General features: G+C 70.1%; 12 protein-coding genes. 8 read left to right on the top strand and 4 right to left on the bottom strand.

Annotated elements, in window-relative coordinates:
- The first annotated feature begins 1 nt into the window (after position 1).
- From DEU35_RS10950 to DEU35_RS10935, 4 genes are all read left to right on the top strand, one after another.
- On the top strand, positions 2-1,729 hold the full coding sequence (locus DEU35_RS10950; protein ID WP_103208579.1) for an ABC transporter ATP-binding protein: 1,728 nt from the start codon (positions 2-4) through the stop codon (positions 1,727-1,729).
- Positions 1,726-3,897, top strand: a complete 2,172-nt coding sequence (locus tag DEU35_RS10945) for an ABC transporter ATP-binding protein (protein ID WP_258873523.1) — start codon at positions 1,726-1,728, stop codon at positions 3,895-3,897. The genes DEU35_RS10950 and DEU35_RS10945 overlap by 4 nt, the downstream gene beginning before the upstream one ends.
- A 302-nt stretch (positions 3,898-4,199) precedes the next feature.
- Positions 4,200-5,456: a glycosyltransferase gene (locus tag DEU35_RS10940; protein ID WP_174799700.1), complete on the top strand. Its 1,257-nt coding sequence runs from the start codon at positions 4,200-4,202 to the stop codon at positions 5,454-5,456.
- 4 nt (positions 5,457-5,460) lie between these two features.
- Positions 5,461-6,729, top strand: coding sequence for a glycosyltransferase (locus DEU35_RS10935; protein WP_116239521.1), 1,269 nt, complete (start codon positions 5,461-5,463; stop codon positions 6,727-6,729).
- A 121-nt stretch (positions 6,730-6,850) separates the two neighbouring features.
- Here DEU35_RS10935 and DEU35_RS10930 read toward each other — a convergent pair whose 3' ends face one another.
- Positions 6,851-7,075 (bottom strand): hypothetical protein, encoded by a 225-nt coding sequence (locus tag DEU35_RS10930; protein WP_103207945.1) that lies wholly within the window; start codon positions 7,073-7,075, stop codon positions 6,851-6,853.
- A gap of 87 nt (positions 7,076-7,162) precedes the next feature.
- On the opposite strand from DEU35_RS10930, the gene DEU35_RS10925 reads away from it, so the two are divergent.
- Both DEU35_RS10925 and DEU35_RS10920 read left to right on the top strand, forming a co-directional pair.
- Positions 7,163-8,170 (top strand): GlxA family transcriptional regulator, encoded by a 1,008-nt coding sequence (locus tag DEU35_RS10925; RefSeq protein ID WP_116239520.1) that lies wholly within the window; start codon positions 7,163-7,165, stop codon positions 8,168-8,170.
- 562 nt (positions 8,171-8,732) lie between these two features.
- Positions 8,733-10,931 carry an ATP-dependent Clp protease ATP-binding subunit gene (locus DEU35_RS10920; RefSeq protein WP_103207952.1) on the top strand — a complete coding sequence of 733 codons (2,199 nt, stop codon included), beginning with the start codon at positions 8,733-8,735 and terminating at the stop codon, positions 10,929-10,931.
- Positions 10,932-11,187: 256 nt separating this feature from the next.
- Here the strand turns inward: DEU35_RS10920 and DEU35_RS10915 are convergent, their stop codons facing one another.
- Both DEU35_RS10915 and DEU35_RS10910 read right to left on the bottom strand, forming a co-directional pair.
- Positions 11,188-11,772 (bottom strand): nitroreductase family protein, encoded by a 585-nt coding sequence (locus DEU35_RS10915; protein ID WP_116239519.1) that lies wholly within the window; start codon positions 11,770-11,772, stop codon positions 11,188-11,190.
- Positions 11,773-11,931: 159 nt separating this feature from the next.
- Positions 11,932-13,293 (bottom strand): glucose-6-phosphate dehydrogenase, encoded by a 1,362-nt coding sequence (locus DEU35_RS10910; protein ID WP_116239518.1) that lies wholly within the window; start codon positions 13,291-13,293, stop codon positions 11,932-11,934.
- Between the two features lie 113 nt (positions 13,294-13,406).
- Here DEU35_RS10910 and DEU35_RS10905 point away from each other — a divergent pair, with 113 nt between their 5' ends.
- Positions 13,407-15,188, top strand: a complete 1,782-nt coding sequence (locus DEU35_RS10905; protein WP_116239517.1) for a glycoside hydrolase family 15 protein — start codon at positions 13,407-13,409, stop codon at positions 15,186-15,188.
- Positions 15,189-15,227: 39 nt separating this feature from the next.
- Positions 15,228-15,941, top strand: coding sequence for a hypothetical protein (locus DEU35_RS10900; protein ID WP_116239516.1), 714 nt, complete (start codon positions 15,228-15,230; stop codon positions 15,939-15,941).
- A gap of 5 nt (positions 15,942-15,946) precedes the next feature.
- Here the strand turns inward: DEU35_RS10900 and DEU35_RS10895 are convergent, their stop codons facing one another.
- Positions 15,947-17,104, bottom strand: a complete 1,158-nt coding sequence (locus DEU35_RS10895) for a hypothetical protein (RefSeq protein ID WP_116239515.1) — start codon at positions 17,102-17,104, stop codon at positions 15,947-15,949.
- Positions 17,105-17,109 lie beyond the last annotated feature (5 nt).

The following is a 17,109-nucleotide window of genomic DNA, read 5'->3' as shown; positions in this document are numbered from 1 at the left end:
CGTGCTCGGCAAACTCCTCGTCCGCTATCTTTCGCGCTATCGCTGGCTGCTCGTCGCGATCCTCGTCTTCCAGGCCGCGTCCGCGATCGCGACGCTCTACCTCCCGCGCCTGAACGCCGACATCATCAACCTCGGCGTCGCCCGCGGTGACACCGGCTTCATCTGGACGCAGGGCGGGCTCATGCTCGTGATCTCGCTGGGCCAGATCGTGGCGTCCGTCATCGCGACGTACTTCGCCGCACGGGCGGCGATGGCCGCGGGCCGCGACATCCGCCTCGACGTGTTCGAGCGCGTGAGCGGGTTCTCCGAGCGCGAGCTGTCGCACTTCGGCGCGGGCTCCCTCATCACCCGCAACACCAACGACGTCCAGCAGGTGCAGATGCTCGCGATGATGGGCGCGACCATGCTGGTCAGCGCCCCGCTGCTCGCGATCGGCGGCATCGTCATGGCCCTGCAGCAAGACGTCGGCCTCAGCTGGCTGATCGCCGTCGCGGTGCCCACGCTGCTCGTGGCGGCCGGGCTGATCATCGCGCGCATGGTGCCGCTGTTCCGCAGCTATCAGACCAAGCTCGACGGCGTGAACCGCGTCATGCGCGAGCAGCTCACCGGCGTGCGCGTCGTGCGGGCGTTCGTCCGCGAGCGCATCGAAGAAGAGCGCTTCCGCGAGGCCAACACCGACATTCTGGTCGTCGGCCGCAAGGTCGGCTCCCTCTTCGTGCTGCTGTTTCCCCTGGCGATGCTGGTCCTCAACGTCACGGTGGTCGGCGTCATCTGGTTCGGCGGTATCCAGGTCGACGCCGGTGGGGTCGAGATCGGAACGCTGTTCGCCTTCATCCAATACGTGGCGCAGATCCTGGGCGGCGTGCTCATGGCGAGCTTCATGACCGTGATGATCCCGCGCGCCGCCGTCTCGGCCGAGCGCATCGGCGAGGTGCTCGACAGTCGGTCGACGCTCGAGCGTCCGGCCGACCCGGTCGAGCGCCTGCCCGAACCGGGCGCGATCGTGTTCGACGACGTCGCGTTCGCCTATCCGGGCGCCGAGTCACCGGTGGTCTCGGGGATCAGCTTCGCGGCTCGACCCGGTGAGACCGTCGCCATCGTCGGCTCCACCGGCGCGGGAAAGACGACGCTCGTCTCGCTCATCCCCCGTCTGTTCGACGTCACGTCGGGTGCCGTGCGCGTCGGCGGCGTGGATGTCCGCGAGGCCGACCTCGATGTGCTGTGGAAGAGCATCGGGCTCGTCCCGCAACGGCCGTTCCTCTTCAGCGGCACGGTCGCATCGAACCTGCGGTTCGGGCGTGAGGACGCCACCGACGACGAGCTCTGGCACGCCCTCGAGATCGCTCAGGGGCGGGACTTCGTCGAGGCGATGGAGGGCCGGCTCGAGGGGCGCATCGCACAGGGCGGCACGAACGTGTCGGGCGGTCAGCGCCAGCGCCTGGCGATCGCGCGGGCCATCGTGCACCGCCCCGCGGTGCTGGTCTTCGACGACTCGTTCTCGGCGCTCGACCTCAGCACCGACGCGCGATTGCGACAAGCGCTCTGGAAAGAGCTGCCGGAGGTGACCAAGATCGTCGTCGCGCAGCGCGTGTCGACCATCACGGGCGCCGACCGCATCGTCGTGCTCGAAGACGGTCGCATGGCCGGCCTCGGCACACACGACGAGCTGCTGGCCACGAGCGCCACCTACCGCGAGATCGTCGAGTCGCAGCTGGGGGTCGAAGCATGAGCACTCCCGACACCCTCACCGAAGAAGAGCGCGCCGAGGCCGAGCTCGCCGAGCAGGCGCGGCTGAACTCCGGCAGCTGGGACAGCGTCGCACCCGGCAAGGCGTCGGACTTCGGCCCCAGCTTCCGTCGCCTCATCGGGCTCCTGCGGCCGTATGCCGCGGCCTTCGTCTTCGTCTCGATCCTCGGTGCTCTCGGCGTCGTGCTGGCCGTCTTGGCCCCGCGCGTCCTGGGCGATGCGACGAACATCATCTTCGAGGGGGTCGTCTCGAAGGGTCTCGCTCAGCAGTTCCCCGCCGGAACCTCGCAGGCCGAGGTCGTCGCGGCATTGCGGTCGGCCGGTCAGAACGACATCGCCAACATCGTCGGTGCGATGAGCAACTTCTCGGTGGGCGCCGGGGTCGACTTCGACGCGCTCCGCCTCGTGATCGTGACGGTGCTCGCGATCTACGTCGGCTCGTCGCTGCTGTCGTGGATCCAGGGCTACGTGATCAACGTCATCATGGTGCGCACGATGTGGCGTCTGCGCGAAGACGTCGAGGCGAAGATCAACCGCCTGCCGCTGTCGTACTTCGACAAGGTCCAGCGCGGCGAACTCATCTCCCGCGTCACCAACGACATCGACAACATCACCCAGACGATGCAGCAGTCGCTCTCGAGCGCCCTGACCTCGGTGCTGACCGTGGTGGGCGTGCTCATCATGATGTTCACGATCTCGTGGCAGCTCGCGCTCGTCGCTCTCGTGTCGCTCCCCCTCATGGCGGTCATCTTCGGCGTCATCGGACCGAAGTCGCAGAAGGCGTTCGGCGAGCAGTGGAAGAAGGTCGGTCGCCTCAACGCCCGCGTCGAGGAATCGTTCTCGGGTCACGCCCTCGTCAAGGTCTACGGGCGAGAGAAGGACGCCCGCGAGAAGTTCGAGGCCGAGAACGAGGAACTGTTCCAGGCGAGCTTCAAGGCCCAGTTCCTCTCGGGCATGATCATGCCGGGCATGATGTTCGTCGGAAACCTCACCTACGTCGGCATCGCCGTGCTCGGTGGACTCATGGTGGCCGGTGGGCAGATCCGCCTCGGCGACGTGCAGGCCTTCATCCAGTACTCGCAGCAGTTCACGCAGCCGCTGTCGCAGTTGGGCGGCATGGCCGCGGTCGTGCAGTCGGGCACCGCCTCGGCCGAGCGGGTCTTCGCGCTGCTCGACGCGGAGGAGCAAGACCCGGATGCCGCAGACGCCCCGGCCCAGGTCGATGGGCGCGGAGTCATCGAGTTCCAGAACGTCCGGTTCTCGTACACGCCCGAGCAGCCGCTGATCACCGACCTGTCGTTCCGCGTCGAGCCCGGACAGACCGTGGCGATCGTCGGCCCGACCGGTGCCGGCAAGACCACCCTCGTGAACCTCATCATGCGGTTCTACGAGCTCGACGGCGGGCGCATCCTCCTCGATGGACAGGACATCGCCGAGCTCCGGCGAGACGACGTCCGCTCGCGCACGGGCATGGTGCTGCAGGATCCGTGGCTGTTCGCCGGCTCGATCCGCGACAACATCCGTTACGGCCGCGAGAGCGCGACCGACGACGAGATCGTCGAAGCCGCCGTGGCGACCCGCGTCGACCAATTCGTGCACTCTCTTCCCGAGGGGTACGACACCGTGCTCGACGAGGATGCCGCCAACGTCTCGGCGGGCGAGAAACAGCTCATCACCATCGCGCGCGCCTTCGTGGCCCGCCCGTCGGTGCTGATCCTCGACGAAGCGACCTCGTCGGTCGACACGCGCACCGAGCTGTTGCTGCAGCAGGCGATGGCCGCTCTCCGCGAGGGCCGGACGTCGTTCGTCATCGCGCACCGCCTGTCGACCATCCGCGATGCGGACCTCATCCTGGTGATGGAGCACGGCGACATCGTCGAGAAGGGCACGCACGACGAACTCATCGCGGTCGAGGGCGCGTACTACCGCCTGTACCGCTCGCAGTTCGAGCAGGCTTCGACCGACCTCGACCCGGCCTGGGTCGAGGCGCAGCGCGAGGACGACCCGCGGCACGCTCCTGCTACGGACGACGCCGTGGTCGTGTCGGCGATGGCGGCCGCGGCATCCGAGGTTCCCGCCGCCGCGGGCACCGACGGTCCGCCGCGTCCGGCACAGGGCGTCCCTGCGCCCGGTTCGCGACCCGGCGAGTAACGCCGCCTCGCGTCACCCGCGAAGCCCGCTCGGTCCCGCACCGCGCGGGCTTCGTCGCGCGGGGCTTCCGCTCGGGTGGGGGGCGGACTCGGCGCATCGCGGCGAACCGTGGCCGGCCCGGACCCTCGGCTGCGCCCCGGGCCGTCGCCGGGCCGCCGCACCCGCCCGCGCGGGTAGGTGCCCGGGGAGCCTCGGCGACACCTGTGCGGCGCCCCAGGGCCGCAAAACCCGCTCGGGTACAGTGGACGGGCGCTTGCACCTTGCCCTCGCTACGACCGCCGCATAGATAGGCCTCACCCCTCGTGACCACTCCTGCGACGCCCGCCGATCCTTCCGTGCCCGACGCCACGACCGAATCCCCGGCCGCGCCCGATGTGCCGTCCACCCCCGACCGACCGCTGCGGATCCTCATCGGCGCCGACACGTTCCTCCCGCACGTCAACGGCGCCGCGCGCTTCGCCGAACGTCTTGCGGCGGGTCTCGTCGCCCGCGCACACGAGGTGCACGTCGCGGCCCCCAGCGCGCAACACGGCACCGTCGGCACCGGCACCGAGGTCATCGAAGACCAGCCGATGACGGTGCACCGGCTGCCTTCCCACCGTTTCCTGCCGCACGACTGGCTCACCTTCGTGTTCCCGTGGCGCGCGAAGCACTACGCCCGCATCCTGCTCGACGAGATCAAGCCCGATGTCGTGCACATCCAGTCGCACATCATCATCGGTCGCGGTCTCGCTCGCGAGGCGCGCAAGCGCGGCATCCCGGTGATCGCGACGAACCACGTGATGGCCGAGAACATCCTCGATTTCACGACCCTGCCCGACGCGCTCGACCGCCTCTTCGTGAAGCTGGCGTGGGCCGACGCCGAGCGCACGTTCAAGATGACGCGCGCCGTCACGACCCCCACCCGCAAGGCCGCCGACTTCCTCGAGTCGACGATCGACATCTCGGGCGTCATCCCCATCTCGTGCGGCATCGACCGCTCCAACTACCGGCCCGACCTCACGCCGCGCGACGCGAATCGCCTCCTGTTCGTGGGGCGTCTCACGACCGAGAAGCACATCGACGTCGTGCTCACGGCGCTGTCGCAGCTCGACCCCGCCCTCGATGTCACCTTCGACATCGTCGGCGGAGGCGACCAGCGAGCGAAGCTCGAAACCCTCGCGCAGCAGCTCGGGGTCTCCTCACGCGTCACGTTCCACGGACACGCCTCCGAAGAAGACCTCCGCACGCTGTACTCGCGCGCCAGCGTCTTCGCCATCGCTTCGATCGCGGAGCTGCAGTCGATCGCCACGATGGAGGCCATGGCATCCGGTCTGCCGATCGTCGCCGCGAACGCGGTGGCGCTGCCCCATCTCGTGCACGACGGCGAGAACGGCTACCTCTTCGAGCCGGGAAACGCCGACGAGCTCGCCGCACGCCTGACCGACGTGCTCACCGCCTCTCCCGAGGAGCGCACGCGCATGCAGCAGGCCTCCCTCGACGCGGTCGCCGTGCACGACATCAATCGCACGCTCGACACCTTCGAGGCGCTCTACCGCGGTCGCCCCCTGCCGGAGTAGTCCCGTGCACGTCGTGATGTTCGCCGACCAGCACCTCGAGTCGCTCGGCGGCGCGCAGGTGTCGATGCGTCTGCAGAAACGTTTCCTCGAGCGCGCGGGTCATGTCGTCACGGTGGTGGCGCCGCGCCTGCACCGGCCGGCACGCGACGATGCGGCGTACCTCGACCTCCCGTCGATCCCGATCACCCCCGACCGCGAGTACGCGCTGAGCTGGCCGGGTGTTCGGACGGACAGATTCCTGGATGCCGAGATGGGCGCGCGACTCCCGGTCGACGTCGTGCACGTGCAGGCCGACTTCTGGGGTGCGTTCATCGGCCACCGCTACGCCGCGCGCCACGGCCTGCCCGTGGTTCACACCATGCACAACCGCGTCGACGTGGGGATCGAGGCGACGGCGCCGTTCCCCGGGCTCGTGCTGCGCGCGCTGAACGCCTGGGCGAGGAAGGTGCTGCCGAGCGGTGCCCCCCTGCACGGCAGTGCACCGAACGCGGAGCGTTCGGGGGCGTCGCCCCGAGATCGGCGCGCGATCGCGAGGTCTGCGGCCGCCGGTCCTGCCGACGGCTGGGCGTTCCTGCGCCAGCTGGCCCGTCTCTCTCGAGCGGTCACGGCACCCTCGAGCCACTTCGCCGGCCGCCTCGAGAACCACGGCGTCGCCGATGCGGTCGACGTGATCTGGAACGGCATCGACGACGACGTACTCGACGCCGCGCTCGGCGCTGAGGCCTCGGAGCGTCGACCCGGCCGCCCGCGGTTCATCTGGCTCGGGCGCATGAGCCCCGAGAAGCGCCTGTTGCCGTTCCTCGAGGCGGTCGTGGCCTCGGGCATCGATGCCGAGGTCGAGATCGTCGGCGGCGGGGCCCAGCTTCGCGCCGCGCGACGTCTGATCGAGCGGTCGTCGCCGACGGCGTCGGTGATCTTCGCGGGGCGCCTGCCCTATGCCGAGACGCTGCGTCGCCTCGCCGACGCGGATGCCGTCGTGCAGACCTCGATCGGATTCGAGACGCAGGGCATGACGGTGTTCGAAGCGGCCTCGCTCGGAACCCCCGCCGTGGTGAGCGACCCGGACATCGCGGCCGAGCTGGGGTCGGGGATCTGGGCCGTCGCGGATGCCACGGTCCCGGCGCTCGCGCAGGCTCTCCGCCATGCCGCAACCGACATCGCCGCGGGCACTCCGGTCGCGCCGGATCCCTCGATCGCCGAGCGGTTCCGCCAGTCCTCCCGCACGGCCGCGATGGTCGACGTGTACGCCCGCGCGGTCGCCGCAGGGCGATGACCCGGCTCCCGGTTCCACGGAAGCCGGGGTGCGACGGCCGAGGGTTCGTGCCGCGTCGGGATGCCGGCATCCGGGGGTGAGGCCTCTTGCCGCGCCCGCCGTCGCGCACGCGGCAGGGCCGTCACGGCGTCTGCACGACGATGGGGCTGGTGGCGGTGCGAGGGACATCGGGACTCGCCGCTCGCCGCGTCTCGCGCGGAGCCTCCGTCTGTTTCTCGCGGGGCTCCCGCGGTGCCGCGCGTCGAGGGTCGGTGGGGATGCGTCCGTATCCGTCGGTGCGGATGAGCCACACGGTTCCGACGATGCCGGCGAGGGACAGGATGCCGAGAGCGATGAAGTAAGCCATGGCAGAAAAGCTACGGGTAGAGGAATGGTGCCCACGAGTGGCATGATGGACGCCTGCCAAAAGATTTCTGCCACACCGGAGGTTCGCATGCGCTCGGTCGCCGTCGTCATCCAGCCCGGGTTCGCCCCCTTCGAATTCGGTCTCGCCTGCGAGGCGTTCGGGTTGGACCGTAGCGACGACGGCATCCCGAACTTCGACTTCCGGATCGTCGCGCCCGACCCGGGCGTCGTGCCGTCGAACATCGGGTTCTCGATCAACGTCGAACGTGGTCTAGAGGCCGCCGCCGACGTCGACATCCTCGTGCTCGCGCCGATCCCCCGGGAGACGTGGGGAGCCGTCGACCCGCGTGTGCTCGACGTCGTGCGCGCGGCGCACGCCCGGGGTGCCTGGCTGCTGAGCGTGTGCAGCGGGTCGTTCGTGATCGCGGCCTCCGGAGTCCTCAACGGCAAGCGCGGAACGACGCACTGGCGCTACGCCGACGTCATGGCGCGGATGTACCCCGAGATCGAGGTGGACCCCGACGTGCTCTACGTGCAGTCCGGGAACATCATCACCAGCGCCGGCACCGCGGCCGGGCTGGACGCCAGCCTTCACCTGTTGCGTCAGGAGCTGGGTTCCGAACTCGCCAACCGCATCGCTCGCCGCATGGTCGTCGCCCCCCAGCGCGACGGCGGTCAGGCGCAGTTCATCGCCTCGCCGATCCCGATCGATTCCTCGCTCTCGCTCGCCCCGGTGACCGAGTGGATGCTGCAGAACCTGGATGCCGAGCTCTCGGTCGAACGACTCGCGGCGCGCGCCCACATGTCGCCGCGCACCTTCGCCCGCCGTTTCAAAGCGGACCTCGGCGCGACCCCTGCCGCGTGGCTCGCGCGGCAGCGCCTGCTCCACGCCCAGCGGCTGCTCGAGGAGACCGACCTCGGCCTCGACCGGATCGCCGCGGAGTGCGGCTTCGGATCCGCGGCCGTGCTTCGGCAGAACTTCGCCCGCACGATGGGGCTGACCCCCACGGCGTACCGTGCGCGCTTCTCGTGCAGTGAGCCCGCGGCGTCCGGGGCCGATATTGCCGCACGAGACGCGGAGCCGATCCCGGCCTGACCCCGCCGTTCGGGGTTCCGGCCACCACGGGTTCCGTCCCGGTGGTCCGGCACCCGGCGCCCCGGCCCGGCGCCACGGCCGGGCACCCCGGCCCGGCACCCCGGCCCGGCGCCTCGGCCCTACGCCCCGGCGCCTCGGCCCTACGCCCCGGCACCTCGGCCCTATGGCCCGGCCCCACGGCCCGGCATCCCCTGCCGTCGTGCGGAGTTCCCGGCCGATGCGCTGCTCAGGCGGTCGTGGTCACGGCGTGTCGGGCCGGAGCTCCGCGTGACGGTCCAAGGTGCCGTGCGCGGCGGAAGGCGGGTCGTGCCCGACGCCGAGCCGCGGAGCGCGACCGTCGTACGGAGAACGACGCCGACGCGCCGTGTCGACGCCGCACCCACCGGCGCGTCGCGGCACTGCTCCGAATGGCGGCCCGCCTCGACGTCGACCGGGTCGCCCCCGTGCCGCGGCCCCTGATCGGGGCGACTGGACCCCCATTGTCCCGCGCACTCCTCGCTGCTAAACTTGAGCCAATTCCGCTCAACTTTTTGCAGCGGCGAACAGACTTCCGGGAGAGCACATGAACGCCACACAACAGCCGGGGCAGGAGGACGCGCGTAGCGCCCTCGAGCAGTTCGGCATCAACCTCACCGACCGGGCCCGCCAGGGCAAGCTCGACCCCGTGATCGGGCGCGACGGCGAGATCCGCCGCGTCAGCCAGGTGCTCACTCGGCGCACCAAGAACAACCCCGTTCTCATCGGCGAACCCGGTGTCGGCAAGACCGCCGTCGTCGAGGGCCTCGCTCAGCGCATCGTCGCGGGCGACGTCGCCGAGAGCCTCAAGAACAAAGAGCTGGTCTCTCTCGACATCTCGGCGCTCGTCGCCGGTGCGATGTACCGCGGCCAGTTCGAGGAGCGCCTCAAGAGCGTCCTCAAAGAGATCACCGAGTCCGACGGGCGCATCATCACCTTCATCGACGAACTGCACGTGCTCATGGGCGCGGGTGGCGGTGAGGGCTCGGTGGCGGCGAGCAACATGCTCAAGCCCATGCTCGCGCGCGGAGAACTGCGCCTGATCGGAGCGACCACGCTCGACGAGTACCGCGAGTTCATCGAGAAGGACGCCGCCCTCGAACGGCGCTTCCAGCAGGTCTACGTCGGTGAGCCCACGGTCGAAGACACCGTGGCGATCCTGCGCGGTCTCAAGGAGCGGTACGAAGCCCACCACAAGGTCGCGATCGCCGATACGGCGCTGGTGGCCGCGGCATCCCTCTCCAACCGCTACATCCCCGCGCGTCAGCTCCCCGACAAGGCGATCGACCTCATCGACGAAGCCGCATCGCGCCTGCGAATGGAGATCGACTCCGCACCGCTCGAGATCGACGAACTGCGACGACACGTCGACCGCCTCAAGCTCGAGGAACTCGCTCTGAAGAAGGAGAAGGACGACGCCTCGAAGGAGCGCCTCGCCACCCTTCGCGAGACCCTCGCGGCCGAGCAGGCCAAGCTCGACGACCTGCAGGCTCGCTGGGAGCGGGAGCGGGCCTCGCTCAACCGCGTCGGCGATCTGAAGACCCGACTGGATGCCGCTCGCGTCGACGCCGAACGCGCTCAGCGCGAGGGCAACCTCGAGCGGGCGTCGCGTCTGCTGTACGCCGAGATCCCCGCTCTCGAGCGCGAGCTCATGGTCGCCGAGCGCGAAGAACCGGCGGGCGACCGCATGGTCAACGACCAGGTCACCGATGAGGACATCGCGTCCGTGATCGCGGCGTGGACGGGTATTCCGGTGGGTCGCCTCCTGCAGGGCGAGACCGAGAAGCTTCTGCACCTCGAGCGCGAGCTCGGTCGGCGCCTGATCGGACAGCGGGATGCCGTGAAAGCGGTGTCCGACGCCGTCCGTCGCTCGCGCGCGGGCATCAGCGACCCGCACCGGCCGGTCGGTTCGTTCCTGTTCCTCGGTCCGACCGGTGTCGGCAAGACCGAGCTGGCGAAGTCGCTCGCCGACTTCCTCTTCGACGACGAGCACGCCATGGTGCGCATCGACATGTCGGAGTACGGCGAGAAGCACTCCGTCTCGCGGCTGGTCGGTGCCCCTCCGGGGTACATCGGGTACGAGCAGGGCGGCCAGCTGACCGAGGCCGTGCGCCGGCGCCCCTACAGTGTCGTGTTGCTCGACGAGGTCGAGAAGGCGCACCCCGAGGTGTTCGACGTGCTGCTGCAGGTCATGGACGACGGCCGCCTGACCGACGGCCAGGGCCGTACGGTCGACTTCACGAACGTCATCCTGGTGCTGACGTCGAACCTGGGGTCGCCGATCCTCATCGACCCGACCCTGTCGATGGAGACCAAGCGCGAGCAGGTGCAGGCACTCGTGCGCCAGGCCTTCAAGCCGGAGTTCGTGAACCGCCTCGACGACATCGTGATCTTCCAGGCTCTCAGCCAGGACGACCTCGCGCAGATCGTCGAACTCTCGGTCGACGCGCTCCACCAGCGCCTACGCGAGCGCCGGCTGAGCCTCGCGGTCACTCCCGACGCCCGATCATGGCTCGCCGAGCGCGGGTACGACCCGGTGTACGGGGCGCGGCCGCTGCGTCGCCTCATCCAGACCGAGATCCAGAACCGCCTCGCGATGGCCATCCTGGCCGGAACGGTGCGCGACGGCGACGTCGTGCGGGTCGATGTGGCGAGCGACGGCGACTCGCTCGCGCTCGTCAGCACCGGCCCCGCGCAACCGGAGGCGGGCGACGACGACGTGATCGAGGCCGAGATCGTCGAGTAGTTCCGCGGACGAGGGTGCCACGTCGGGTGCGTGGCATCCCTTCTCCGCGTTCGGCCCGCCGTTTCGTGGGCCCCGGCCGGCTCCGGTCACGCATAAACGCTCTTTCCGCGCATAAACGCGAGGAGAGAGCGTTTATACGCGCGGATCGCGTTTATGCGTGGTCAAGACAAGAGGAACGCCGCCCGTCCCGCGGCTGTTGCGCAGCGTGGTGCGGGCGGACGGCGTGGGCGCGGCAGACGGGGCCGGATGCCGTGACTCAGTCGTCGACGAGCAGCGACTCCTCGACCGTACGGCGCTCACGCGGGGCGAGCTCGCGCTGACGCAGGCCCTCTTCGGCCGCGTCGACATTGCCCAGGGTGCCGACCGCGATGACGGTGACGGGGGTGAAGCGGGGGTCGATGTCGAACGCCGCGCGAAGGTCGTCGGCGACGAATCCGCCCATCTGGTGGGTCGCGAGGCCCCCGGCGTGGGCCTGGATCGTGAAGTGGGCGGCGGCCTGACCGCTGTCGTACATCGCCCAGGCGCGCGCTTCGCCGTCTTCGGTCTCGGTCTCGGCGAGAACGACGAGCAGAGCGCCGGCCGCGGGGGCCCAGGCCTGGTTGAAGCCCATCAGCGAGGCGACGACACGCTCGTGCGCGGCCGTACCCCGGCGCGCGACGATGAAGCGCCACGGCTGGAAGTTCATGCCCGAGGGAGCCCAACGGGCGGCCTCGAGGGCGGAGCGGAGGGCCGACTCGTCGATCGGCGTCTCGGGGTCGAAGACGCGGGTGCTCCATCGCTCGGCGAGCACGTCGAGGATGGGGGCGTCGGTGGGGGCGGTGCGGTCGAGCGCGAGAGACATGGGTACTCCTGAGAACGGGGACTGATGCGGGACGCCGTTGACCCGCACCACTCAACGCCATCGATGGGCCGAGTGTTCCCGTATGAACTTATGCGTCTGTGATGAGACGCCGTCCCGCGTCACGCCGGGCCGCAGAACCGCCCCTTGTCGCGGCGTCGATCACGCCTTCCACGACGCGGGGCCCGCGGTACCCGCCGGATACTCGTCGAGCGGCACCTCGTTCTTGCGCCACGCGTCGATGACCGGCTGCACGATGCGCCAGCACTGCTCGGCGGCATCACCGCGGACGGCGAGCATGGCGTCCCCATCGAGGATGCCGGAGAGCACTTCGCCGTAGGCCTTGAGCGCGCCTTCGCCGAGATGGGCGGAGAGGTTCACCCGCTCGAGATCGAGCGGGTCGTCGGCGCCGTTGATGTTCAGGCCCAGGCTGATCGTGTCGGGCCCGAGCGAGAACACCATCTCGGACGGCTCGTTCTCGCCGATGAACCCGTCGGGAAGGTGGCGCACGGGCTTGAAGGTCACGGTGACGGCCGGGTCTCCGGCGCCGAGCGCCTTGCCCGAGCGCAGCAGGATCGGAACCCCCTGCCAACGGGCGGTGCGCACCTCGACGGTCATCTCGGCGAGCGTCTCGGTGCCGCGCGAGGCGTCGACGCCGGGCTCGTCGACGTACGACGAGAAGTGGCGATCGCCCACGTCGCCGACGGTGTAGCGCGCGCGGCGCGAGTTTGCGACCGGGTCGTCGTCTTTCACGTGCGTTGCGCGGAGTACCGCGGACGTCGCGTCGCGCAGATCGAGTTGATCGAGGGATGCCGGGGGCTCCATCGTGACGAAGGCCATGACCTGCAGCAGGTGGCTCTGGATCATGTCGACCAGGGCGCCGGCGGCGTCGTAGTACCCGGCACGCCCCTCCAGGCCCAGGGCCTCGGGGAAGTCGATGCGAATCGAGGCGATGTCGTCGGCCGACCAGACGCTCTCGACGATGCGATTCGCGAAACGCGTGCCGAGGAGGTTCAGCACCGTCGACCGGCCGAGGAAGTGGTCGATGCGGAAGACCTGGTCTTCGGGCACGAGGGTCGCCAGCTGCGTATTGAGCGTGTGGGCGCTCGCCTCGTCGGTGCCGAACGGCTTCTCGAGGGCGAGGATCGTGTGCTCGGGGATGGTCACGTCGCTGAGCGCGAGACACGCTTTCTCGGTGACCGCCGGAGGCACCGCGAAGTACAGGGCCGGACGGCCCTCGGCGTCGTCGAGCAGCTTCTGCAGATCGGCCGCCTTCGTGATGTCGGCCTGCGAGTACGTCGTCTCGGAGACGGAGGCGAAGGCGTCGTCGGCATCCATCGTCTGGAAGGCCTTTCGCACGACCTCGCGCCAATGCTCGTCGGTCCAGTCCTCCATGCCCGCGCCGTGCAGGCGCACAGACCGGTTCGGCTCGCGCGAGAGCAACTGGCCGAGGGCCGGGAGGAGCAGTCGCGAGGTGAGGTCGCCCGAAGCGCCCAGGATGATCAGGGTGGTGTCCGCCGCCATGTGGCCACCGTAGCGCCCGCTTCCGACATCGCCGGGACGCTTGCAGCGGGCACGGGGGAGTCACTAGCGAGATCGATAGCCCCGATGTCGGCGGCACCTGCCACAATCCGAGGGTGACGACTCCGATCGAGGACTACGCGGTCCTCAGCAACTGCCGATCCGCCGCCCTCGTCTCCTCCGCGGGGAGCGTCGACTGGTTGTGCCTGCCGCGGTACGACAGCGGGTCGATGTTCGGCGCTCTGCTCGGCGACGAGTCGCACGGCGCGTGGTCGCTGCGCCCGGCCGACCCCGAGGCGCGCGCGATCCGGCGCTACGACGGAGACACCTTCGTGCTGGTCACGCGGTGGGAGACCTCGACCGGCATCGCCGACGTCTACGACGCCATGCCCGTCGACGAGGGCGTCGAGGCCCTCATCCGCCGTGTGGTCGGGGTCTCGGGTGCGGTCGATTTCGTCAGTGAGGTGCGTCTGCGGTTCGACTACGCCCGAGCGGTGCCATGGGTGCAGCAGATCGGTCATGGTGACGAGCACGTCATCCTCGCCGCGGCCGGCCCCGATGCCGTGACGATCCGCGGGCCGCGTCTCATCGCCGTCGACACCGCCCACCGTGCGCGGTGGACGACGCAAGCGGGCCGGAGCGTCGACTCGGTCCTGGCCTGGGGACCGTCCTGGCAGGACCCTCCGGCCGCGTTCGATGTCGAGGCGGCGCTCGAACGCACCCGCGAGTGGTGGGCCGCGTGGGCGGACCGCGTGCAGTCCGCGGGAACGCACGCGGCCCTCGTCACCCGCTCGCTCATGGTGCTGCGCGCTCTCACGCACTCCGAGACGGGCGGCATCGTCGCGGCGGCGACCACCTCGCTCCCCGAGGCCTTCGGCGGATCCCGAAACTGGGACTACCGCTACGTCTGGCTCCGCGACGCCGCGCTCACCCTCAGCGCCTACATCGACCACGGCTACCTCGACGCCGCGCACCGCTGGCGCGACTGGCTTCTGCGCGCGATCGCCGGCGACCCTGCCGACGTGCAGATCATGTACGGCATCGCGGGGGAGCGCGACCTCCCCGAACGCGAGATCCCCAGCCTCCCCGGCTACGGCGGCGCGGCGCCGGTGCGCATCGGCAACGGCGCGGTCGACCAGTACCAGGCCGATGTCATCGGCGAGGTGATGGTCGCTCTCGAAGCGGCGCGCACCGCGGGTGTCGAAGAGACGACCTTCTCGTGGTCGCTGCAGCGCGCACTCCTCGACCAGCTGGCGAGCGAGGTCGACCGCCCCGACCTCGGCATCTGGGAGATGCGCGGCGAACCCCACTTCTTCACGCACTCGCGAGCGATGGTGTGGGCGGCTTTCGATCGCGGGATCCGGGCCGTCGAAGAGGGCGGGCGCGACGGCGACGTCTCCACGTGGCGCGCCCTTCGTGATCGCGTTCGGGCCGACATCGACGCCCGCGGCGTGCACGCGGGCGGGTGGTTCACCCAGCATTTCGACACCGACGAGGTCGATGCGTCCCTTCTCGTCCTGCCGCAGGTCGGTTTCTGCGCCTACGACGACCCGCGCATGCTCGCCACCGTCGCCCGTATGGAAGAGACACTCATGCCCGACGGGTGGCTGTTGCGCTACCGCACGACGGGCGTCGACGGCCTGACCGGAGACGAACATCCCTTCCTCGCGTGCTCGTTCTGGCTCGTGGGGCAGTACGCCCACAGCGGTCGTCGCGACGAGGCCGTCGCGCTCATGCAGCGTCTGACGGCCGTCGCCAACGATCTCGGTCTGCTGTCGGAGGAGTACGACCCCACCACCGGTCGTCAGGCGGGCAACACCCCGCAGGCGCTCTCGCACCTCGCCCTGGTCGGCGCGGCCGACGCGCTCGACGCCACGGCGTCCCCCGCAGAGTCCTGAGTCCGCCTCGACGCACCGGCGCGGCCCTAGAGTCGACGCATGGACGACGACGTCGAGCTGCGCCGGCTGCGCGAACGCGTGTACGGGGCCGAGGGGGCGTCCGCGACGCCGGCGATGATCGAGCGTCTCGCCGAACTCGAGGACCAGGCCCGTCGCTCCGACCGTCCGATGCCCGTCCTCGCCGCACCAGCGCCGCCTCCCGCCGCCGTCGCCCCGGTCCCCACCGCCGGAGAGCAGCTCCCTCCCGAGACTTCCCGTCTCCCGGATGCCACTCGCCTCACGCCCCGGCGCGCGCTGCGTATCGTGGCGGCCGTCGTCGGCGCTCTGGCCCTGCTCGGCATCGGCATCGCGATCGGCGCGAGCACGGCGCCGACGATGGCCGCGACCCCCGATCCCGCGGCGGCGGCCTACCCCGAGCTCACGTTCCCGCAGACCGTCGAGGACGTCATCTCGGCCGAGATCCTGCGCGACAGCGGCATCGACGCGGCGAGCACGCGGTACATCGCGACGGTGAGCGACTTCCGCATCTACCTCGCCCAGCCCGACGACGGCGACGGACGCTGCATCGTGACGTTCACCTCGACCGACAACCGGCCCTGGTCGGCCGGCTGCGCGAGCGGAGCACAGGACGGGGCCGCGATCTTCGGCGTCGACGACACCCTGACCGTCGCGATCGGCGACCCGGATGATTCCGACGTCACCGGCATCCCGATCCGTCTGTCCCCGAGCGTCACCGCGTACGTGGCGCAGTAGATCGCTCAGCCCGTCGCGCGAAGGTCGGTTCCGGTGGCATCGAGGCGGAAGAACTGGTCGCGGTAGTCATCGCGCAGTCCGAACGACATCTCCGGCGCCTCGACGCTGCGGTTGAAGGTCGGGCTGTCCAGGTCGGTGTCGGTCGTGCGGCGGATGGACACCGTCGCCCCGTCTGCCGGCAGCCCGCTCTGGGCCGACGCCTTCTCGATGGCCGGCCAGATCCGCTCGAGCGCCACGTCTGACCACGAGAACTGCTCCTCCGCGACCTGGGGCTGGCCGCTGGCCGGGCCGTCGTGGCTGACGCGGCCCGCGCGATAGGTCCATTCGTCGGTCTCGATGGCCCCGACGCGGATCGGGGCGTTCACGATCACGGCATCCGGAATGACGGTGATCGATACCACCCGGTCGTGGCCGATCGCCTCCTCGAGCGACCTCTCGGCCGTGAGGAGCGCGTCGGGTCGGCGCATATCGACGCTCCACCGGCCCTCCGACCACGCTGCGAGGCTCAGGCCGGCCGCCTCTCGAAACGGCAGCACGACGGCGCCCGCCGCGAGGACCGCGACCAGAGCGAACACCAGCAGACGCAGGGGGCGTCCGCGGCGGCCGATGCCGATGAGGGGACCGCGGCGGCGCCCTTTGTCGACGCGTGTCCCCGGGGGGATCGGCCGCATCTCGACCTCGGAACGCGGGGGGACGACGAGGCTCTCGATCTCGGCAGGCGAGAGCTCCCCGTCGGCGAAGGCGACCTCGGGGCCGCCGTCGAGCAGGATGACGACATCGCGCTCGATGCCGGACTGGTACGCCGGCAGCTCGGTCAGCGGGACGATCTTGCGGACGGTGGTCGCCCACGCCTCTCCCGTGAGCGCCATCACCGTCACGTCGACGTCGCAGACCGGCTGCTCGTTGATGAACGTGCCGGTCTGTCTCACCGAGTCGATGCGCGCACGCCCGAGACGGCGGGCGTCACGCGCCTCCTGCACAGCGGCGGGCGAGGGGATCGAGGCGGAGAGTCCGCTCGCCAATCGGGTGACGGTCACCGCGATGACGAACACCGTGATCGAGACACCGAAGATCGGCATCCCCGTGTCCGGGTTTCCGAGCAGGGTGACGAGCAGGCTGCCGATCACCACTCCGAAGGCGGCGGAGGCGAGAAGGCGAAGCACCCGAA

It is taken from the genome of Microbacterium sp. AG157 (assembly GCF_003385695.1).
Taxonomy (GTDB): Bacteria; Actinomycetota; Actinomycetes; order Actinomycetales; family Microbacteriaceae; genus Microbacterium; species Microbacterium testaceum.
This window is presented reverse-complemented; position numbering and strand designations above follow the sequence as displayed.

Coding starts and splice junctions, on each gene's coding strand:
- DEU35_RS10900 (WP_116239516.1), top strand. CDS start 15,228: ATGGACGACGACGTCGAGCTGCGCCGGCTGCGCGAACGCGTGTACGGG.
- DEU35_RS10920 (WP_103207952.1), top strand. CDS start 8,733: ATGAACGCCACACAACAGCCGGGGCAGGAGGACGCGCGTAGCGCCCTC.
- DEU35_RS10945 (WP_258873523.1), top strand. CDS start 1,726: ATGAGCACTCCCGACACCCTCACCGAAGAAGAGCGCGCCGAGGCCGAG.
- DEU35_RS10915 (WP_116239519.1), bottom strand. CDS start 11,772: ATGTCTCTCGCGCTCGACCGCACCGCCCCCACCGACGCCCCCATCCTC.
- DEU35_RS10925 (WP_116239520.1), top strand. CDS start 7,163: ATGCGCTCGGTCGCCGTCGTCATCCAGCCCGGGTTCGCCCCCTTCGAA.
- DEU35_RS10910 (WP_116239518.1), bottom strand. CDS start 13,293: ATGGCGGCGGACACCACCCTGATCATCCTGGGCGCTTCGGGCGACCTC.
- DEU35_RS10930 (WP_103207945.1), bottom strand. CDS start 7,075: ATGGCTTACTTCATCGCTCTCGGCATCCTGTCCCTCGCCGGCATCGTC.